The following is a 22,597-nucleotide window of genomic DNA, read 5'->3' on the forward strand; positions in this document are numbered from 1 at the left end:
TAAGCGGTAAGCGGTAAGCGGTAAGCGGTAAGCCAAAAATCTACTCAATTCAGATTTTATGTCAAGGCTTACCAAGCGCTCTGGTCGCTTAAAACTTACAGCTTATGACTTATAGCTTTAAATCAGTTCATCAAACAAATCAAATAACTTATCTAGCTCTTCGATGGTGTTGTAATGCATGCAACCAATGCGTACAACGCCGCCAGTATCCAATACACCCAATTGCTTGCATAAGCCCTGAGCGTAGAAGTTACCATCCCACACACATATATGTTGCTTACCTAAAAACTCAGACACCTGACGTGGCTCAAGCCCTGCAAAGGTTAAAGCAAAAGTTGGGGTACGTTCAGCTAAACGATCTAAATCATCAATACCAAATAGTTTGATCTTAGGATAGTTAACTAGTCGAGTAAGGAAGTACTCACTTAACGCCATTTCATGCTGTTTAGTTTTTGCAAAAGCAGAAGCTAATTTATCGCGGCGTGAATAGCTACCATCAAGCTCACTAATATCTGCAATGTAGTCAACAGCAGCAATTAAACCTGCGAGTGCTTCAAAGCTTTGCGTGCCGGTTTCCCAGCGCCCAGGAATAACATCTTTGGCAGGCTCGACTTTGTATGGTCGAAACTCTTCAAGGTGCTCACGCTTACCGTAGACCATACCTAAATGTGGGCCGAAAAACTTATACGCAGAGCAGGCCAAAAAATCACAATCAAGTGCTTGAACATCAATCAGCTCATGTGGCGCATAATGCACAGCATCCACATACACCAAAGCACCTACGCTATGAGCCATTTCAACAATGCGTTTAATGTCGTTTATAGAGCCGGTAGTGTTTGATGCATAAGTAACGGCTACTAATTTGGTTTTAGTACTCAGTAAGCTTGTAAAATGCGCTAAATCTAAGCTGCAATCAGCTTCGTTAATCAATACAGTATTAACCTTTGCGCCTTTATCTTCTGCAGCCTGCTGCCAAGAGGATACATTTGAGAAGTGATCTGCATTAGTCACGATAATCTCATCACCCGCTTGCCAATCACGAGAAATCGCACGGCTAAAGCTAAAAGTAAGGCTAGTCATATTCGCACCGAATACAATTTGATCGCGCGATGGGGAATTAAGTAAATCAGCAGCTGCTTGACGCGCATTGGCCATTAACTCAACGGTTTTATCGCTTGAAAAAAACGCGCCGCCTAAGTTAGAGTTGTAATAACCTAAGTAAGCTGACATTGCACTAAGCACTGATTGTGGTACTTGCGAACCACCCGGGCCATCTAAAAATATTGGCGATTTACCCGCAACTTGTTGCATAAGTGCCGGAAACTGACGACGAAGTTTAGTTAAATTCATTATCATTCCTTAAGCCGTTAGTACGAAACAATCTAGGTAACCGTCTTTACTTGCATCAATCTTATTCATCGGCGTGGCGTTGTGCCATACTTCACGGTCGTTGATTAATGCAAACATACCGTCTTTAATTTCCATTTTAAAACAAGGCTCAGCTTGCTTATTTTCATACACCAACAACTCACCACCTTCTAAGTTTTCGTGAGATACACCACAAATACAAACGTGATCAAAGCCATCTTGATGAATACCTTCTGGCGCAGGCGGCGTATCACTTTCAATAGCAAGCATACGAAATTGATGAATTTCAATATCACGCTGTTCGCTAATACCGGTAATGGCACGAAACTCATTGACGATACTTTTCATCCCTTCGCTTGCCAATAAACTCGGCTCTAAATTTTCGTAAGTGCGCTCAACATTACCTTGGAAAGTATTGATTGAATCATCTTGTACAAATGCTTTTGTGGCTTGTAAAACAAGTTCATCATTTTGCACTTTAATTACTGAATAGCGGCGTTTACGAAACGCACCGTCGGCATACGGGTTAGCCGGAAGATTAGCAAACGATGGCTTAACAGCCTCAATATGAGCTTGGTTTACAAAGCGAAGTTGTAATAGGTTCTGGTTGTTTAATGCTGTCATAAAATATCACCTAAAAAATAAGAGACTAACTCATAAATATTGAAGGGGATTTTAATGCAAGTAGAGAGGATTTTTTGCGTCTTTATTTAATAAAAGGAGTTTAAAAGTATAAAATTAAGATCCAAATGTGGGTTTTATTGAATTTTTAATTTAAAAATAAAAACGACCACGTGGCGTGGTCGTTTTATCAACTACAAAAAGTATTCAATAAACTTAAGGTGTTGTTTCTACAAACTCAACATTTACTTCGCACGACTCTGTGATTGGACCTACCTCATAATAGTCAGTTGAGTCCCAAGTACCATCACAGCCTGTTACGCTTACAACTTCATAACCACTATCAGTGGTATAAATTTATCCCGCGGCTTTCACCATCTGATTATAGAAAGTTAGATTCACTAACACTACCGTTGCCAGTAACGTTCACAGTAACACTGTAGTTTACTGAATACGAAATATTGTAATAACCTTGGTTATCACGTAAATCATCTAAATAACTAACAGTACCACTGCTTAGCGGATTATAATCAAAGTCCAACCTTGCTGATTTATCAGCAATAGCTTCTATTCCACTAATAGTCTCTAATGCATTCTGTCTAGAATAGACGTCTGTTAAATTGCTATTATTACTAAAATCTAGAGTCGTAATTGGAGAGTTATTCACCTGCAGCCAGTATAAAGACGTCATCTCACTTATATTTAGCTGTTCAAGCTGATAATTACCAAACAAATCCAGTGATAAAATTAGCTCAGGATTAGCAATTGACGATAAGTCACTAATACCTGATTGATATATTCCTAGTCTTGATAAATTAGTAAAAGACGAAAAATCAAAACTTGTATAATTAGCTCCACCTATCGTTAAACTTGATATGTGATAGACCTGTGACCATGGCACAAGTGATTGCTCAATACCTTCGATACTTAATGAAGTCAAGCTTTGTAAAGCTGAAAAATCTAGATTATTTATTGAGGTATACGAAATGCTAAGGCTTTCTAAATTAACGAGATTTGTTAGGTTAAGCACTGAAACCCCCATTTTACCAATATCAAGGCGAGTTAATTTCGTTAAATTGGTGACATCAAGCTCTGTTACCCCCGTTTGCCCCCATAAAAACGCATTTCTTAGCTCTGTTAAATGCCCAATATTGAGTTCAGTTAAGCTACCACTATTAATTGCTAAGTACTCTAACTGAGTGTTAAAGATTAGGTCTAGCTGATTTAACTCTATGCCTTGTAAGTCTAAATGCACTAATTGTGTTTGATTAGATAAATCAATCTGAGTCAATGGCATATCATGCAAAGTTAAATACTGCAGTGAGGTATATGCAGATAAGTCAATATCTGAAAGATTTTGTCCACTCAACTCTAGGCGAGTAATTAGACTAGAGTCGTAAAATTGAATAGATTCTATTTTTGTTTGCTGCTCAGAACCATAGTTATAACCATTAGAAAACTCTGTTAATTGCTCAAAAGCAGATAAATCAAGATGGGGACCCAAGTTTAAGTCTGAGAGTTCAAGAATCTGTAAATTAGGCAAGGCCTCTAGACCGGCTAAAGACGTAATCTCACCATAGTTGTTCCACAGGCAATTTAATTCAATCACACTCTCTAAGCTTGTTTCACCTGAATTATCAACACACATTGCAAGCGCAGGATCTGTAATATTCGCTTGGGTAGATAACGGAATAAGCTCTTTAAACGTTACATCAATTTGACAACTTTCTTTCACATAAGGGATTCTATAATCACTGCCATCTTCATAGCCGTCACAACCTGAAATACTATTAAGCTCATAACCTGAATTTGGCTCAATAGATGTCGACCAATTTGAGCCATGAGCAACATTACTATCATCTCCTACAGCTAATGAGCCATTACCATCACCATTAACTGTGATTGTATGCATAGGTAAATCAAACGATAAGTAAACTTTATCTTGCTCTAAGCAGCTATTACCTTTTAAGTACTTACAGAAAGTAACATTACGGCGGTTGTTATCAATTAATTCAATAACAGTATCTTGACCGTCGAGGGTTAACTCTAACTTTCCATCAACTAGCTCAACATATACAGGTTCAGTGTCGTCAATCTGAAAAATATAGTGTTGCTTATTTAGCACTTCATCATAGTAACCATAGGTAACAGCCCAGCGAGCAATACCATTACTATCATTTTGATAAAGGCTAAAAACTAAGTTATGTTCTTCAAACTGAGCGACATCTGTTGAAGGTGTGTAATCATGTATATATAAATGTGCTGTAGTGTCTCCACCATTTACGGCACCGCCAAGCGTCCGTTCTATAAAATAACGCTGACCATCAACAGCGACTAGGGTATATATAAACTCCCCCTCAAGTGTGCATGTATCTAAAGAAACATCGCACCAATCAACTCTCTGATAGATGCCATCAACGTATTCAGAATATCGATCACGTTTTAAATGTCCACCTTCAAACCCTCCTTGAAAAGAGCTTGTGTCAAAAGTAAAGAAAACCTCTCCATCATCATAAACTTGTATTTCCCCCCAATGGGTGTCTAGGTCATGACCATCTCTAAACTGGTGACGACCAGCAAAGTTATCTGCACTAATTGGTTGTTCATTACGACGCACCATGATGCCTGAATCTGTATAATGCTCACCGTCAAAAATACCTTGAGTAACAAGCTGGTAACCAACATTTAAACCTTTAGTGATATAAAATGATTCAGTTCCGTTATCTTCAGGAAAGAAAAGCGCTATAGAGTTATCAACTATTTGCCAAGTGAAATTCTCTTCGGATAAGTCACTTATATTATGAGATACACCAGACCCATCAAGATTAAAATTTACTTTATTAACAGTCTTTTCCCCGACCAAGTCAACTGACCATTGTCCTGCGATATCATCGGTTGTAATAGCTAAACGTTGATCGAGTGATGTTTTACTCACTTCATAAGAAGTTGTGTATTCATCAACTAACACATCATCTTTATATTGTTCGATTACTCGATCTAACTCATACCAGTTAATTCCTTTCTCTGGTAATGGTTTTAATCTCAGGCTTGTAGCAATATCTTTAAAATTAACTTCAAGTGGAAAACCCTCTGGGTATTCTATATTTTGATATTCATTAAGAATAAACGCTTGCTGTGGGGTGATTTCAATCACACCTTGCTTATCCTCTTGCCAAGTAATATCAACTTTACCGTTGTAGGTTAAATAGCCGGTATTATCTTCATTAAGATCTACAGTATAAGCACTTGCATAATACAGATCTTGATTACCAATAATGAAGCTACCAACTGTTTGCTGTTGCTCTTTAAAGGTTGCTGTAATTTCACAATCAGTGTTACTTGCAAATGCAATGTAGTGATTACCTTCAATATAGCCATCGCAGCCTTCAATTACGTCTAAAACGAAACCGTCGTCAGGAATGATTTCAAACCCAACTTTTTGATACAAAAATGACGCTTGTGATGCGGGTGAAATTTCACCATTGCCACTTGAGTTAGCGCTAAGGGTAACTTTAGGGCGCTTTGGTAAGTAAGTAATTTGTGACGCAGCATTACACGTGCCACCATCTTGATAATGGCAAGCTACAATGCTGCCGGTATCTGATGAAACAAGCTCAAGATGCCACGTTTCACCATTTCGGTCATAACTTAATACACCGTCATTAAAGGTTGCGCCGGTGTAAGTCTGCCCCTCTAATTCAACAACGTATATTACGTTACCGTTTTCGTCATATTCAGTATAAATTCTATCTGTTTGTCCATCTGCTGAATAAAACTCTGTGTAATTCTCTAATAGCTCTTCGGTGAATGCGCTGTAGGTTAAGTCTTTGCTGTATTCATAAACTAATATTGCACCGCTTTGAGACCTAATCTCACCATTTGGTAAATAGTAATTTAGAGTGCGCTTAATGTAATACAGGTTACCAACAATACTGATGAACTCATGAATCATTTCACTTTCAAGGTAGCAACTTGCACCAAAGCCTTCACATGACGTAACAATTTCATTGTTATAAATAAAACGCTTACGTGTAAACTGACCATCATTTAAATGCCCCTGCCAATCAGTGATGCCTAGGCCGATCATCATTGTGCCATCGCTAAAAATATTTAAATCATACGATTGAGATGTGCCGATAAAGCCATGCCAACGACCAATTAAATCATCATTCGTAGTCGATACCGCTTGTTTTTTGATTAATAGCCCCGTTAGGGTGTCACTCGGCTTATCAAAGCTCGTATCAAGACCAACTAATTGATAGCCGCCACTTAATGCTTTTGTAAACCAAAGCTCTAGCTGCCCTGTTTCGCCGCCGTCATCATAGTTAACAATTAAGCTATGGCTATTTAGCTGCCAAGTAAACGCTTCGCTACTATCAACAACGCCTGTACCGTCAGCATAAAATTGCAGAGTTTCAGGTAGGTTGGGATCGTAGCTAGTATAAAAGTCATTATCTTGTACATGAAGTGCCCACTCACCTACCAGCTGTTCAGCTAATAATGAAATGGTTTTATTTTTATATATTAGATTCGTCGTATATGTTTCATCATCTTCAGTCGTCATTGTAACTGAACCGCTGTTGCTATTAACAACCGTTCGCTCTGTTGAACGCGTCACTTCGATGGTTCTAAACACATCGTTTTCAGCCAATACAGTAAAGCTGAATCCAGTTAAAACTACAGACTCTGAACTTTCTGCATCTGAATTTTGATAAATCGTAACTTTTTCAGCAAAGTCTAATGTATAAACGCCTGCATTTTCAGCCCAAGAGATCGCACTACTGGTATTAGAGCTAAACTGCCCGCTTCCATCAGCCCTTAAGCTAAGGTGGAATGCTGTATTGGTATGATAACGAGGTGAGTTAATAATATAATTACCCTCGAGCGTACCTGTTGCGCCGGTTACTAGAGCATCATCTTCTTTAATTTCTTTTTTGGTTTTTTCGATGATTTCAGGATCTTTCTCTATCACTTCTTCTTCAAACTGCTTCGCGACTTGTTCATTCGCAACAAGCTCCAGCGTGCTATTAATACCTTCAGGTAATTGATAATCTGGATTATCAACAACAATCTTAATAAGTGTTGCTAGCTGAATCTTCTCATCCGCATCAACATTTAACAGTGCGCTATTAAGCTCTTCTTCACTCGCAGGCTCTGTACCATCACGTGTTAAAAGTGCAAATTCAGCAGTGGTAACATTAGTGATATTGACACCAAAATTATCATTACTATCAAGCGTATTATCCTCGCCCGCTTGTGCTAAAAGCTTTTCAACTGAACTTAGCTGCGATACAAACTCAACACCTGGGTTTAAGGCATCTAGTCCTTTCGCTTTTACTCTTACCAACTTTTTAGTTGATGACTCATCGATATTTAAAACCGCTGTATAACGACCACTATCATTTGCTTGAACCTGGAACGATTCACCACCAACAACAATTTCAAGTTCAGCATTTGCAATTGGCTCATCAGTAACAAGCCCTGTTATGGTTACATTGGATACTTTACGCTTGATGAGCACCGCTTGAGAGGATGATGCTGAAGCACCATCATTATCAGTAACCGTTACAGTAAAATTAACCGTAATGTCTTCACTGATATCGGGGGAAGTAAAGCTCACTTCAGCACTGGAAAGACCATCACTGATAAAGTCAAAGCTCGCATCGTGGCTCCAACTATATGACGAAATTTCACCATCAGTATCATTTGCTGTCGCTTTAAGAGTGAATGTTTCTTGTTCTATTTGTTCATCTGCAGCCGTTAGTGTAACTATTGGGCCTTGGTTAACTGGGTCAACAGGTTTTGGCGTTGTACTACCGCTATCATCACCTCCGCCTCCACAGCCAGTTAAAAATAGTGCACTGGCTAGTAAGCCTATGCGTAGCTTTATTTCAAAAAAACCCATTTTATTCCCCTTTTAAATGGATGCTATTGAGGGAGCTGTGTTTAAATCATTTCCCTTTAATAATTTAAAAAAGCCTTAGCTTAATGTGGCTTTAAAATTTTGTTTTCGGTTCTTATAACTTTTTATATTTATACTTTAAGAATTACACCTCAGAAGCCTCAAGCTCGAATCATCATTCTCAAGTTATTAAATCTCCCAATCCCCTGATTCTCATAGGCTAATTATTCTTTCGTACACTAAAGATATTGATGCTGCGTAATTTGATGTGGTAAATGAAATTGAAATTAGCTAAGGAGTTTACGATGGTGCCTTTCATTGCTGATTGATTATTTTAATAGCATGAAGGAAGTTATCGCCTTTTCCATGGCAACTAATAACATATGTTAATTTTTTATTGGTAAGATTCTAGACTAAGAAAACTTTTCGTCAAGTGAAAATGAACAAAGGCTTAACAAAAACCCACATATTGTGGGTTTTTTTGCAACAAGTAGACTTTTAAACAGCTTGTTGAATAATCACGTTGTCTGCTTTTTTAGTGTAAGCAGGCATGCGATGGAAGTTCAAGTAACGGTATGTATCTGATGCTGTTGCATTGATCTTCGCAGCATATTCTTGATACTCAGCAGATGTTGGTAACCTACCTAAAATTGCAGCGATTGCAGCAAGTTCAGATGAAGCTAAAAATACGTTTGCGCCATTACCTAAACGGTTCGGGAAATTACGTGTAGAGGTAGACACAACTGTTGCTTGATCTGCAACACGTGCTTGGTTACCCATACATAGTGAACAACCTGGAGTTTCGATACGTGCGCCAACACGACCAAAAATACCGTAATAACCTTCTTCTGTAAGTTGGTCTTTATCCATCTTAGTTGGTGGAGCAACCCAAAGCTGAGTCGGTAATTGACCTTTAAAGCCATCAAGCAACTTACCAGCAGCACGGAAGTGACCAATGTTAGTCATACAAGAGCCGATGAATACTTCATCAATTTTCTCGCCTGCAACATCAGAAAGAAGACGCGCATCATCTGGATCATTTGGTGCACAAAGAACTGGCTCTTTAATTTCGGCTAAATCGATATCAACTATATGAGCGTACTCAGCGTCTTTATCAGCTTCCATAAGTTCTGGGTTAGCTAACCACTCTTGCATTGCTGTAACACGACGTTCAATCGTACGTACATCACCGTAACCTTCAGAGATCATCCACTTCAGCATCACAATGTTTGATTCTAGGTATTCAGAAATAGATTCTTTAGATAACTTAACAGTACAACCTGCCGCCGAACGCTCTGCAGATGCATCAGATAATTCAAATGCTTGCTCAACAGTTAGGTGCTCAACGCCTTCAATTTCTAGTACACGACCAGAGAATTCGTTAATTTTTCCTTTTTTCTCAACGGTTAATAAGCCTTGCTTAATACCGTAGTAAGGGATTGCATGTACTAGGTCACGTAATGTGATACCAGGCTGCATTTCGCCTTTAAAACGGACTAAAATTGATTCAGGCATATCAAGTGGCATTACACCAGTTGCTGCTGCGAATGCTACTGCACCCGACCCAGCTGGGAATGAAATACCTAATGGGAAACGTGTATGTGAATCACCACCAGTACCGACGGTATCTGGTAATAACATGCGGTTTAACCATGAGTGGATAATACCGTCACCTGGGCGAAGTGAAACACCGCCACGGTTCATGATGAAATCAGGAAGCGTATGGTGAGTATTTACATCAATAGGTTTAGGGTAAGCTGATGTATGACAGAAAGACTGCATTGTTAAATCTGCAGAGAAACCTAAACAGGCTAAATCTTTAAGTTCATCACGCGTCATAGGACCGGTTGTATCTTGCGAACCAACAGTTGTCATTTTAGGCTCACAGTATTGACCTGGGCGAATACCAGCAACGTTACATGCTTTACCAACCATTTTTTGCGCTAGTGTGAAGCCTTTATCAGAAACTTCTGTTGCTGTTGGTACTTTAAATACATCTGTTGCACCCAAGCCAAGAGATGTACGCGCTTTGTCAGTTAAACCACGACCAATGATTAGTGGGATACGACCACCAGCACGAACTTCATCTAAAATTACCTCAGATTTAAGTTCAAAAGTAGAAATAATTTCATCAGTACCATGACGCTTAACAACACCTTCGTAAGGGAAGATATCGATTTGCTCACCCATGTTAAGTTCATCAACATTTAATTCGATTGGTAATGCGCCTGAATCTTCCATTGTGTTGAAGAAGATTGGCGCAATTTTATTACCTAAACATACACCGCCAACACGCTTGTTTGGTACAAACGGGATATCATCGCCCATAAACCAAAGTACAGAGTTAGTTGCTGACTTACGAGAAGAGCCAGTACCAACAACATCACCTACGTAGGCAAGTGGTAAGCCTTTCGTTTTTAGTTCTTCAAGTTGTGTAATTGGACCAACTTCACCAGCTTTATCAGGTGTAATACCGTCACGTTCAATTTTTAGCATTGCTAAAGCATGCAATGGAATATCAGGACGTGACCAGGCGTCTGGCGCTGGTGATAAATCATCAGTATTTGTTTCGCCTGTTACTTTGAATACCGTAACTGAGATTTTTTCAGCAACCGCAGGTTTATTGGTAAACCATTCTGCAGCAGCCCAAGATTCAATAATTTGCTTAGCGTATTCATTACCCGCTTTTGCTTTTTCTTCAACGTCATAAAATGCATCAAACATTAATAACGTATTTGCAAGACCTTTAACAACGATTGGCGCAAGCGCTTCTTCGTCAAGTAGCTCAATCATGGGGGCGATGTTGTAACCGCCAAGCATTGTGCCTAATAGTTCAGCTGCTTTTTCTTTTGAAATTAGTGGTGAAGTTGCCTCACCTTTAGCAACTGCGGCTAAAAAGCCAGCTTTGATGTAAGCTGCGTCATCCACACCTGGCGGCACGCGATTTACTAATAAGTCTAAAATAAACTCTTCTTCACCTGCAGGTGGTGTTTTAACTAGCTCGATAAGATCAGCCGTTTGCTGAGCATCCAATGGCGCTGGTACGATACCTAACGCGGCACGTTCTTCTACGTGTTTACGATAATCTTCTAGCACAATATTGCCCTCTTGGTGACGTGAAAGTATTCAGTAATACACATTCTCGCGAAAAATTACTCAATACTTATAGTATTCTGACGATTAATTATAAAGCTTTTAAATATAGATGAAAATCCGTGCAATCAAGCAAAATTCTATACTCATTATAAATACTGTGAATAACCAATTAGGAAAAAACCATTCACATGAATGTTAATTAACTGCGAATTATTGCTATTTTTTAGGCATAAAAAAACCCAGCATCTTGCTGGGTTTTTAATAAATCAAATGCTATTAACGCTTAACTTTCACGCGCTCAATTGACTTAAGGTGTGCTTCTACACGACGGTTTTCCGCGTGTGCAGCAGGTGTGTTGTCTGTATTTTTAAGACGCTCTTCGCCTAGACCAACAGTAGTAATACGATCTTCAGCAATGCCATCAGCAATTAGCTTAGCAGCAACTGCATCAGCACGCTTTTTCGATAACCACTTGTTATACTCAGCTTTACCAACAGCTGAAGAATGACCTTCAAGTAATACTGTTGTGTCTGTATGCTCTTTTAAGAAGCTAGCAACTTGGTCAATACCGCTGTCATATTTACCAGCAACTTTTGAGGCGTTGTTAGGGAATGTTACTAACAAGCTTTTAGTTACTTCACGGTCTTCATATAAAGTACAACCTGTACCATCAACAGCATCTGTCATTGGTGTGTTTGCACATTGGTCATCTGCATCAGGGATGTTATCACCATCGCTATCTACCGGGGCAACTGCTACAGGTACTACTGTAGCTGGAGCTGGAGCAGCTTTAACTGGCTCAGCAGCTGAACTTTGCTTGCCAAATAAATAGCTAAGACCAAGTTTAGCACCTACATCTGTGTAACCACGGTCAAGACCTTGATAAATAGATGTTTCAGCATTAAATGCGAAATTATCAGTGAAATAATGTTGGTAACCAGCACCTAGATTAGCAAAAGTTAGGTTTTCTGTAATATCGATTTTCTTAAGACCGAAAATACCATAGAAAGGGCCGCCGTTGATGTGATAAAGACCATCAATACCTAAACGGTCGCCGTCCATGCTTGTTGCGTTCATGGCAGGATTTGCATTTGAAATGTCAAAATCCATATCAGCATATTCTAGACGTGCACTCCAGTAATCGTTAAAACGATAACCAATTTCTGCACCCCAACCAGTTGAATCATCAACGTTAGTACCTGCGCTTCCACGGACATTTTCCCATGAAGCATCGTAATAATCGCCAAAAGCACCGATAAAGAAACCTTCTTTTTCAGCAGCGAAACTTGAAGCGCTAGTTGCAGCTAGTGCTAAAGCAATAGTAAGTGATTTTAATTTCATTGTTTCCTTCCCATTTTCACAATTAAAATTGTAGCTAAGAGACCCTAGCTCAATAAGTTTAACCATAGAGTACCGTATCTTTAGTTAATCATTACTTAACGAAAATATTTAAATGCATATTTTGCAATTTAACTATTTATTAAAATAAAGCGCCCTACATTATAGTTCAGATAAAAAACTTTACCTAACTTGCACATCTATCGATTGTCAGCATTGTAATTGCTATCACTGCAATTTCAGCCACAACGTTTCTAATATCTTTGGCTTTAATAATTTAAATGCTTAAGCTAATGAGTGCATTATATTGGTTAATTTTAAATCAACAAGTAGTTAAGCATATTTATTTCTTATAATTATTAATAAATAACAGCTTTTAACTAAAGATCTGGATGTATAAGTCACATCAATTCATTAATCGTCGCTCAATTTACGAACAATACGCCTAACAATCAGCACTGCGTTATTATGTTCCGCAGAATGTTTGGTAATTAGTATCCCCATCAACAGGCGGGGAGTACCAAAATGCAGGGCTTGCCAACAATTGGTAAGGCGACCTCAAGGCCGTTAAATATTCATCTAACATGCTGCTTTCACCAGTACTTTCATACTGCTGTATTATGCTTTCAACAATATGATTACGCGGGATCAAGCGTGGGTTGGCTTGGCGCATCAGCTGATAGCTTTGCGTATTTGTTCTGGCTAACCACTTAATAGACCAACCAGCCAAGTCACTCGGAATGGCAGTCTGACCTTGCAATGATTCTGTTAAGGAGTCAAAAGTATTGGTGTAATCAAGCTGATGGGTTTTCAGTAAAGTTAATAACTCGGATACTAATTCAGCATCGCCATCTTGATGACCATCAAAGCCCAGTTTTTTCGCCCACATCTGTGTAAAGGCTTGATGAAACTGCTCAGCAAAACCATTTATTAATGGGCTTAATAGCTCAACAGCCTGCTCTTCGTCATCGCTAATTAAAGGAATTAAACTTTCAGCTAAACGTGCACAATTCCAATTAGCAATATTAGGTTGATTGCCAAAAGCATAGCGACCTTGGCGATCAATAGAACTAAATACAGTATCAAAATCAAACTGATTCATCATTGCACAAGGGCCATAATCGATGGTCTCACCACTGACGAGCGTATTATCAGTATTCATTACTCCATGAATAAAACCAACGCGCATCCAGCTAACAATCAGGCTAACTTGCTTTTCAATTACCGCACTTAAAAATGCCAAATAACGCGCAGAGCCCGTAGACTTTATCTCAGGATAATGACGCTCAATAGCTAAATCAGCTAAGGCTTTTAAACCAGTAACGTCACCTTGCGCAGCTAAATACTGAAACGAACCGACACGTATATGACTACTAGCAACGCGGGTAACAATGGCTCCTTGTTGTGGTGGTTGACGGTAAACTGTTTCACCACTGGCAACAACTGCCAAACAACGTGTCGTCGGTATGCCAAGCCCATGCATTGCCTCACTCATTATATATTCACGTACCGCAGGACCGATTGCACAACGGCCATCACCTCCACGTGAAAATGGCGTAGCACCAGAACCTTTGAGTTGAATGTCCCAAAGCTGTTGCTGCTGATCAGTGACAGCCCCTAATAAATGTGCTCGCCCATCACCTAAACGCGGTGAAAAATGTCCAAATTGATGCCCTGAGTAACCTAATGCCACAGCAGCAACATCGCTGTTATTAAGATTACCAGAAAAAATTACCGCACGTTCTGATGTGACAACCTCAATATTAAGCTGCCTAGCTAACGTATCGTTCCACAGCAGTAAGTTTGGAGCAATAACAGCACTTGGCTGATCAGCCACAGCAAAATCATCAGCAATCTGGGTGTAACGAGCAACTAATTTCATAGTATTCCTTAAGCTTGGGTTGTTTGTATACCAACGCGATTATCGCCCACGCTGTATGCAACTAACAGACTGAGCTCTTGTAGGCTTAATCCGCTTTGTTGCTGCAATTCATTAAAAAAATGTTGAGCGTTGGCAAGTGACTTTTTAGTTTGTAAACCGCCATCAATTATTTTATGAGCACGGAGATAACTTTCTACATCACGCGATAATAAAAAAGTATCTTTCCCTAAGGTTCGCAATGCATAAGGGCCGGTGTTACCACCTAAACGCGCCCCATGCTTTTTTAAATACCCCCACAAACCAATAATATCGTCGCTCGGCCAATCTGCAATAAACTGACTAAAACTGCCATGTTCACTTGCCACTTCATGGATCATATACGCATTTTCTGGGATCGTTTGCACTTTTTTAAAGTTACGAACGATTCGCTCATCGGTGGCTTTTTGCTCAAGCATATCTGGCGGCATCATTAATAATTTAGCCACACTAAAATCCCAAAATACTTCCCGAAAACCTGGCCATTTATTGTTGATCACTGACCAATAAAAACCACTTTGAAAAATTTTGCGGGTAAACTCTTCAAGCCATGCATCATCAGGTAAAGCAGTTAATTGCTTTGCATTTTGAGGGGCAACAAGTAATTGCTGTAACATTACTTCGCTACCTTTTCGCTGTGCCGCTCGTTGATATATATCTTGAAATTTTTCCATTACTCACTACCACTGCTTGTTATTACGCTTACTGTAACGCTATTTACGTTGTAAAAAAATGTCAGGAGCACATTGCAGCTAAAAATAAACTTAAAAATATCCAGCCTTGACACCTAGACGGCTAAAATGCTTTAATCTTTCGCATTACCCCTATTAAAGGTTTGAGTTTTAAACGATAAAACTTACACCATGGGCTAGAAGAGGTGCGTTATTCAGGTAACGTATGTGAGGAGCACACACTCCAGTGATCATACGTGAGGGGAATTAACGCCGAGAAGTAACACTTTTTGTGAAGTTTTACTTCGGGCGACTGGGTTGAATCCCAGCGACTGTCACCAATAACAGCTTGGCTGTTAAAATATTTGGTGGAGAGCTTCTGGTCTTAGCGTAATAAGGCCATAGCGCCCTATTATATTAAGCCCATTCGCTCTTCGAATTATTAGTTCGAACGACGTTAATGTGGCTCCAATCATAAAAGCTTATTAACTCCTCGAATCACTTATAAGTTCGTGAGAGATGATCAATAACTTCAATTTAAATGACTACCCTTTGTGGACGGCACTCGTCACGCCATTTACTGACGCTGGTGAAGTCGACTATGCCACTCTTGATCAGTTAGTTGCACAGCAGCAAGTGGCTGACAATGGTATTTTATTACTTGGTAGCACCGGCGAAGGCCTCGCACTAACACTCAAAGAGCAACAAGCGATTGTTGAACACGTGTGCCAATTAACGCCAACAGTACCGCTGATGGTTGCAGTAGGCGGTATAAATCTAAAGCAACAAATTGCCTGGGTTGAATACTGTAATCAGTTACCCATTCATAGCTATTTACTGGGCACTCCCCTATACGCTAAGCCCGGCGTGGTAGGCCAAACACATTGGTTTGAAAGCTTACTTAATACCAGTAAACATCCTTGCATGCTTTATAACGTACCAGGGCGCAGTGCTGTTGATATTCCATCGGCCGTAATTAGCAACTTGAAAGACCATAAAAACTTGTGGGCACTCAAAGAAGCCAGTGGCGACATTACTAAATTTGAAGGTTTTAGAAAAGTCGCACCTAATTTAGCTATTTTTAGCGGTGACGATGCACTGATGCCTTACTTTGCCCAGGCTGGCGCAAAAGGTTTAGTCTCTGTGGCTGCTAATGCATGGCCTGTGCAAACCCATGAGTTTGTAAAACGAAGTCTCAGCGGTCAACACCCCAATTTATTTGCCGACTGGTCACAAGCCATTCAAAGCTTGTTTGCTGTCGCAAACCCTATCCCCGTCAAAGTATTGATGCATTTACAAGGGCGAATTAACAGCCCGTACTTACGTCCACCTTTGACGCATCTTGAGTTAACGCAAACTGATTGTATTAACAACGCAAACAACACCATTTTATCTTGGCATTAAATACAGGTTTTTATAATGAGCTGGTTAGAACTACTAAATAATTTAGAATCGGGCGCTGTGCGCGCAGCAACACAAGACGACAACGGCCAATGGCATGCTAACGTTCTGGTAAAACAAGGTATTTTAGAAGCGTTTAAAAATGGCACTAATACCGAATTTCCAGGTGGCTTTGTTGATAAACACAATTTAGCACCACAAGGTTTTGCAGCCGATGCTGGAGTGCGTATGGTACCTGGTGGCTCAAGCGTTCGCCGTGGCGCACACGTTGCTAAGGGCACGATTATTATGCCACCAGCATATGTAAACATTGGTGCCTTTATCGACGAAGGCACTATGGTTGATAGCCACGCGTTAGTGGGGTCGTGTGCGCAAGTAGGTAAAAATGTACATTTAAGCGCTGCAGTACAACTAGGCGGTGTACTTGAACCTATTGGTGCAAGCCCGGTGGTGGTAGAAGACGATGCATTCATCGGTGCAGGTTGCGTGATTGTTGAAGGCGTAGTAGTGAAAAAAGGCGCGGTGCTCGCACCAGGTGTACGCTTATCAGCAACTATTCCTGTTTATGACTGTGTTAATGAGCGCCAGCTGGCTAAAGGCGAGCCTATTCCTGAATACGCGATTGTTATTCCAGGTTCTCGCCCAGCTTCTAATACTTGGGCTCGCGAGCAAGGATTAAGTATGTCGTGTGCATTAATTGTAAAATACCGTGATGAACAAAGTGATGCATCATTGCTGCTTGAAGAGGTTTTACGTTAATGAGCTTTTTGAGCACGCCAGTTAAAACCGCCATTGATGAGCTATCAACTGCGCTTGATACACCCTTTTTTATTTACGACCTTGATACATTAAACGCACACTTAACGCGGTTAGTGACGCAAACTGAGGTAAAACTGTGGTATGCCGTAAAAGCTAACCCATTATCTAAAGTCATTCAAAGCTTAGATAACGCGGGTTTTAACTTTGATGTGGCAAGCAAGGGCGAACTTGAGCAAGTACTTGCTCAAGGTATTAACAGCGAGCGCGTGCTCAATACAGGGCCTGCCAAAAGCCCAAAACAAATTAAACACTTTATTGCGCGCGGCGTACGTACCTTTGTTGCCGAAAGCCTTAATCAAGTACGCTGGCTTAACGAGCAAGCAAGCTTACAAAACTGTCAGTTACAGGTATTACTGCGAGTGCAATTACGCTGGCCTGAAGGGGAAAAAAACCCACTTGGTGGCGATAGCCTTACTCCATTTGGTTTAGGTTGCGATGAATGGCAAGCGCTAAATACTAGCGACTACCCAGCGCTTAATTTTGACGGTCTGCATATTTTTCAGTGGGGCAACATGCTTAGCAGCGACAAACTCGCTGAGCTGTGGACACAAATGATTACGCCGTTAACAAAGCTTGCCAACGATTTAGGTATTCACTTAAAAGTACTCGACTTAGGCGGTGGTTTAGGTATTCCTTACACTCTTGATGCACCAACCTTAAGTTGGGATGCGCTCATTGATGCATTAGCTGACATTAAGAATGCCGCAGGCGTACAAGAACTCTGGATGGAGCTTGGCCGTTATGCTGTGGGCGAATGCGGTCATTACGCAACACCTGTCGTTGAGCGAAAACTTAACTATGCCCAACAACAAGTGATCTTAAGCGGCGGTATTAATCATTTATTGCGCCCTGCAGTCACCAGCCAAGATTTCCCGGCACGATTATTACGAGACTCAACTGCTGCATACCAAACTATGAGCTTATATGGGCCATTATGTACAGCACTTGATTGCTTAGGTGAACACCAATTACCTAGTGATTTAAATGAGCAAGACTGGCTGGTGTTTAGCCAATGTGGCGCGTACGGCTTTACCGAAAGTATGCCGTATTTTTTATGTCATGAGCTAGCCGCTGAATACACATTACAAAATGGCGAGCTTAACTGTATTCGCACAGCTGAAGATGCCAACTACTACTTAAGGTAATTGAGATGAGTACGACTAAAGCTATAAGCCAAGAAAACATAGTAGTTGGTGAAGTTGCCAACGGCCTACCGCTCACAATTCCTGTCTATCGTTTAAAAGGCGATGGCACTGGGCCAAGTGTGTATGTGCAAGCTAATATGCACGGTGCAGAAGTACAAGGCAATGCGGTTATTTACCAATTACTTGAGCAGCTTAAGCATCTTGAACTCAAAGGCGATATCACCCTGGTGCCTTACGCGAACCCAATTGGTTGCAATCAAAAATCGGGCGAATTCACCCTTGGTCGTTTTGATCCAATCACCGGCACCAACTGGAACCGCATGTATCACTGCAATAGTAAGCTCGCGAGCCAATTTGCTGAGCAATACAGTGATGCCGATGAGCAAACCTTAAAAAGTGAGTTTAAAGCCGCACTGATTGATGAAGTAGACCAACAACTAAGCGGTCCAGCTTATCGCCTAACTACAGGCAAACGCATTGCACTTAACTTGCAAAAGTTGGCACACCAAGCTGATATCGTGCTCGACTTACACACAGGCCCCATTTCGAGTCAGCATTTATATTGCCCAGATTATGCCAAGGCCAGTGCCAACTACTTTAATATTCCTCATGTATTAATCATCCCTAATGATTTTGCAGGAGCAATGGATGAAGCAAGTTTTTGCCCATGGTGGCAATTAACCGAGGCATTAGCTCAACAAGGGCGTGAATTTAATGTTCAAGTTGAAGCTTTTACGGTCGAACTCGGCAGCCAAGAAAAGATAGATTTAACTGCGGCCCTTGATGATGCTAATAGTATTTTAAGTTACCTAAATCATAAGCAGGTATTCGTTGATGCCCCCTATCAGCCAAAAGTAATGAAGCGCTACGGCTGTGATTTAAATGATTACCTTGCTTACTATGCACCTATGGGCGGCATGGTTGAGTATATAGCGCCACTTGGCGGCCATATCAAAGCTGGCGAGCCGATTGCTAGAGTATTGCGAATGGAGCGCTACCTAGCAGAGCAACCATTACAAACCCTAACACTTGATTGTGACGCCATCGCGATTTTGCATTTTGCTTCAGCAAGCGTAAACCAAGGCACCGAACTATATAAATTCTTTACTAACGTATTTGAGCTTTAATTTTTATATCAAGCTCAACCCTTCTCATTGCGTGAGAGCACGACTATCCAATTGGAAAAAGTGCATTGAACAAGCGGCTTCGGCCGCTTTTTCTTTGTATTTATGGGCAAAAAGCGCCACAATCAACTAAGTTCAGTAACAATTCACTGATATTCAGTTAAAGTAAATGCTGGATAAATGTATGGGATAGGTATCTTAGTCGTTTTATGATACTGAAATTAGCCTATTCTCATTTACGAAAAACACAATAGCTACTCTCTATTTGATTTTATCAAAGGAATAATAATGACTTGGCACTATGGGATCCTATTTACTGCACTATTATCAAGCTCTGCATTCGCACAATCAGAATCAACAGCAAAAACCAACGAGCAAGATGATGATGTCGAGCTAGTAAAGCAATGTATTTTAAATGAGGCAATTGGCGGGGCTGGCGAGATGACGCTAGCACAGCTGCGTGAAAAATGCTCATCACTTGATGAAAGCAAACAACTTACCGCACTCGATAAGCGCCAAGCACGCGAAGAAGTAAGTAAAGAAAACCGTAATGTTATTACTCCACACAAACGTAACTACATTTTACCTGTTTCTTATGTATCCCACCCAAACAATAGCTCGTTTGAAGCGTATGACGAACTAACCGGTGAAAAACAAGATGAACCACTCGATAACTTAGAAGCAAAATATCAGCTTTCAATTAAGGTACCTATTTTCGATGATTTTTCTGATGAAGACCAGGCTATATTTTTTGCCTTTACATTACAGTCATATTGGCAGCTTTATAACAAAGAAAGTTCCTCACCATTTCGTGAGACCAACTATGAGCCTGAAATTTTTTGGGTTAATTATTTAGATAAGAAGCACGTTCCATGGGGCGACGAAATGGCAGTAGTCCTTGGTATTTCGCATCAATCTAACGGTAATAGTCAGCCTGATTCGCGCTCATGGAACCGTATTTATGCAAACTTTTTGTGGGAAAACGATGGCTATGTGTTTAGCTTTAAACCTTGGTACCGTATTTCAGAAAGCGAGAAGGAAACGCCATTAGATCCAAGAGGTGATGATAACCCTGATATTTACAAATACATGGGTTACTTTGAATTTAGCGGTGCATATCGACTTAATGATCATGAATTTAGTTTTATGACCCGCAATAATTTAAATTCAGATAACCGCGGTGCAATTCAGCTTGATTGGTCATTCCCATTATGGGGCCGAGTTCGAGGTTACGCCCAATACTTCAACGGCTACGGTGAAAGTTTAATTGATTATAACGCTGACATAGAACGTATTGGCGTGGGTATATTATTAACTGATTTACTATAAAAAAAGGCCAAGCAATTGCTTGGCCTTATCTTTTGTTTGCTCTGAATTCTAACTACTTAATAATTCTAAATGTACCTTCAAACTCAGCAACCAGTAACTCACCATCGTAGATTTCCACTGGCACTACATAGCTCGCTTTACCTTCTGACTCTAACTCGGCTAATTTACCCTTACAGCCGCTTAAATCAACGCTGCCACGTGGGTCGTTATTAAGCGGTTTTAAATATTTAATATTAGCATCAGCTAACACAATATTACCTTCAAGCCCGGCTTCTTTGAGTGCTAAATAAGTCGCGCCCCAGCCGGTTAACGTCGCTAAACTATAAATAGAGCCAGCAAACATAGTGTTATGCAAGTTTAAGTTCGCATTTAAATCTGCACTGGTGGTAAATTGCCAATCAGTGTAACTTTCAACTTTAATGCCCATAGCATCGCTGATCGGAATAGATTCGCGCCAGGTATTTTGCAGAACTTGGGTCCAATTGGGATGGCGGAACCAGCCTGGCTCAGACGGTTTTTGTTTCACCATTTTCCAGTGTTGTACATCATCGTAAGCTAAGTGAGCCTTTTCTTTTAATTCATAACCATGACGTTTGTAAAATTCTAATGCTCGTTCACGAGCGAATAAAACTAACTCATCGGCGTCTTGAGTCCAGGCTATTTTCTCGAGCTCATGCAATAAACGGCTACCAATGTGTTGATTACGGTTACCTTGTGCAACGGCCATATAACGGACTTGCGCTTGTTGTTGATTATTAAAATGCAGTCGTGCAACACCTAACACTGCCCCCTCTTTATTTTTAATAAAGCGATGCTCAGCATCTTGCTCTAAATCATCCTGCTCAGAACCACGCGGTTCATTCCAAGGCGCGCGCAATACTTGCCAACGTAATTGATAATACGCTTGCCAATCTTCGCTACTTTGTGGTGTTGTCACCTGAAACATAATCACTCCTGTTGCTACCAAGGCCGCAAACGCTTGCTAATTCAAGATGCGTTTATCTAACTAAAAATGCGGTCAGTTATTATTTGCAAACTACCATACTCCATCTGGTAAAAACTTGGAATACGACTTTGGTGAGCAACGCAAAATAACTGCTTTACCTGTAAAACTTGATAGACATATTGGCACTTTAGATTGACTCGTCTATGCTGATGTAACTATGGAACATTTTTTTGAAGACAACGGGGCAGTAAAACACAGCTTTATCGAAGATTGTCACCGTATCGGGCAACTACTCTATTGGCACAAATATGGCGCCGATTGCATTCAGGTACGCCAACATAAGCAGTTACGTTGGTTATTGATCAACGAAACACTACAGTCAGTGGTCGAGAAAAGCAGCCCAAGCCATTTGCTGTTTCCGCATTTGCAATATTTAGCGCAATTATGGCAACCACTCCCGGCACCAAACGCCGTACTTGAACTGGGCTTAGGTGGCGGCGCTATCCGCAATTACTTACAACACACCTACCCTGATAGTCAGCTACTTTCTGTAGAGAAAAATCCGAATATCATTCATTGCTATAAGCGTTTTTTTGGTGGTGAGCATGCATCGAATTTACGCTGTTTTGATGCTGAAGCTGTATTAGAGCATGGCCCACAATACGATTGGATCATTCTTGACCTATTTAGCCAATTAGATGCGCCGTTATTTTTATACAAACACCGCTTTTATGAAAAACTGCGCTGTGCTTTAACTAAAAATGGCTATTTATTTATTAATTTTTTATCTGGTCATGAATCACAATTAAAGCAGTTAGAACATTTGCTGATCACCACTTTTGGTAAAATACCTGGCATCGAAAAAATTCCAGGTTATGCCAACAACATCGTGGTGATCAGAAAATAACTGCTAGCCTTA

At 40.4% G+C, this 22,597-nt stretch carries 14 protein-coding genes and 1 riboswitch; of the genes, 6 read left to right on the forward strand and 8 right to left on the reverse strand.

Annotated elements, in window-relative coordinates:
* Positions 1-117: 117 nt before the first annotated feature.
* The 7 genes from H5187_RS15985 to H5187_RS16015 all read right to left on the reverse strand — a co-directional run bounded on the left by H5187_RS15985 (position 118) and on the right by H5187_RS16015 (position 14,917).
* On the reverse strand, positions 118-1,350 hold the full coding sequence (locus H5187_RS15985) for a cysteine desulfurase-like protein (protein WP_182768016.1): 1,233 nt from the start codon (positions 1,348-1,350) through the stop codon (positions 118-120).
* A gap of 9 nt (positions 1,351-1,359) precedes the next feature.
* Complete coding sequence (locus H5187_RS15990) at positions 1,360-1,992, reverse strand: 2OG-Fe dioxygenase family protein (protein WP_182794428.1); 633 nt, start codon at positions 1,990-1,992, stop codon at positions 1,360-1,362.
* Between the two features lie 379 nt (positions 1,993-2,371).
* A complete protein-coding gene (locus H5187_RS15995; protein ID WP_182798027.1) occupies positions 2,372-7,894 on the reverse strand; it encodes a leucine-rich repeat domain-containing protein in 5,523 nt (1,840 codons plus the stop codon).
* Positions 7,895-8,389: 495 nt separating this feature from the next.
* The gene (gene acnB, locus H5187_RS16000) at positions 8,390-10,987 is read right to left on the reverse strand and encodes a bifunctional aconitate hydratase 2/2-methylisocitrate dehydratase (RefSeq protein WP_149980473.1); all 2,598 of its coding nucleotides are present in this window, start codon (positions 10,985-10,987) and stop codon (positions 8,390-8,392) included.
* Positions 10,988-11,263: 276 nt separating this feature from the next.
* Positions 11,264-12,328: an OmpA family protein gene (locus tag H5187_RS16005; protein ID WP_149980472.1), complete on the reverse strand. Its 1,065-nt coding sequence runs from the start codon at positions 12,326-12,328 to the stop codon at positions 11,264-11,266.
* A 463-nt stretch (positions 12,329-12,791) separates the two neighbouring features.
* Positions 12,792-14,207 (reverse strand): YdiU family protein, encoded by a 1,416-nt coding sequence (locus H5187_RS16010; RefSeq protein WP_182798028.1) that lies wholly within the window; start codon positions 14,205-14,207, stop codon positions 12,792-12,794.
* 8 nt (positions 14,208-14,215) lie between these two features.
* Positions 14,216-14,917, reverse strand: coding sequence for a DNA-3-methyladenine glycosylase I (locus tag H5187_RS16015; RefSeq protein WP_182798029.1), 702 nt, complete (start codon positions 14,915-14,917; stop codon positions 14,216-14,218).
* Positions 14,918-15,107: 190 nt separating this feature from the next.
* A riboswitch (Lysine riboswitch) is annotated at positions 15,108-15,301 on the forward strand.
* A 132-nt stretch (positions 15,302-15,433) separates the two neighbouring features.
* On the opposite strand from H5187_RS16015, the gene dapA reads away from it, so the two are divergent.
* The 5 genes from dapA (at position 15,434) to H5187_RS16040 (ending at position 20,732) form a co-directional block, all read left to right on the forward strand.
* Entirely contained in the window at positions 15,434-16,318 is an 885-nt protein-coding gene (gene dapA, locus H5187_RS16020; RefSeq protein WP_182740385.1) for a 4-hydroxy-tetrahydrodipicolinate synthase, read from the forward strand.
* Positions 16,319-16,333: 15 nt separating this feature from the next.
* Complete coding sequence (locus H5187_RS16025; RefSeq protein ID WP_145237985.1) at positions 16,334-17,074, forward strand: 2,3,4,5-tetrahydropyridine-2,6-dicarboxylate N-succinyltransferase; 741 nt, start codon at positions 16,334-16,336, stop codon at positions 17,072-17,074.
* The gene (locus H5187_RS16030; protein ID WP_182798030.1) at positions 17,074-18,279 is read left to right on the forward strand and encodes a PLP-dependent decarboxylase; all 1,206 of its coding nucleotides are present in this window, start codon (positions 17,074-17,076) and stop codon (positions 18,277-18,279) included. Before H5187_RS16025 ends, H5187_RS16030 begins: the two co-directional genes overlap by 1 nt.
* Positions 18,280-18,284: 5 nt before the next feature.
* Complete coding sequence (locus H5187_RS16035; RefSeq protein ID WP_182718986.1) at positions 18,285-19,406, forward strand: succinylglutamate desuccinylase/aspartoacylase family protein; 1,122 nt, start codon at positions 18,285-18,287, stop codon at positions 19,404-19,406.
* Positions 19,407-19,691: 285 nt separating this feature from the next.
* On the forward strand, positions 19,692-20,732 hold the full coding sequence (locus H5187_RS16040) for a phospholipase A (RefSeq protein ID WP_149980465.1): 1,041 nt from the start codon (positions 19,692-19,694) through the stop codon (positions 20,730-20,732).
* A 52-nt stretch (positions 20,733-20,784) separates the two neighbouring features.
* Here H5187_RS16040 and H5187_RS16045 read toward each other — a convergent pair whose 3' ends face one another.
* Positions 20,785-21,678 (reverse strand): bifunctional GNAT family N-acetyltransferase/hotdog fold thioesterase, encoded by an 894-nt coding sequence (locus H5187_RS16045; protein WP_145237973.1) that lies wholly within the window; start codon positions 21,676-21,678, stop codon positions 20,785-20,787.
* A 217-nt stretch (positions 21,679-21,895) separates the two neighbouring features.
* Here H5187_RS16045 and H5187_RS16050 point away from each other — a divergent pair, with 217 nt between their 5' ends.
* Complete coding sequence (locus tag H5187_RS16050) at positions 21,896-22,585, forward strand: spermidine synthase (protein ID WP_182718985.1); 690 nt, start codon at positions 21,896-21,898, stop codon at positions 22,583-22,585.
* Positions 22,586-22,597 lie beyond the last annotated feature (12 nt).

Origin of the sequence: Pseudoalteromonas sp. SG44-1 (assembly GCF_014164315.1) — a bacterium.
GTDB classification, from domain to species: domain Bacteria; phylum Pseudomonadota; class Gammaproteobacteria; order Enterobacterales; family Alteromonadaceae; genus Pseudoalteromonas; species Pseudoalteromonas rhizosphaerae.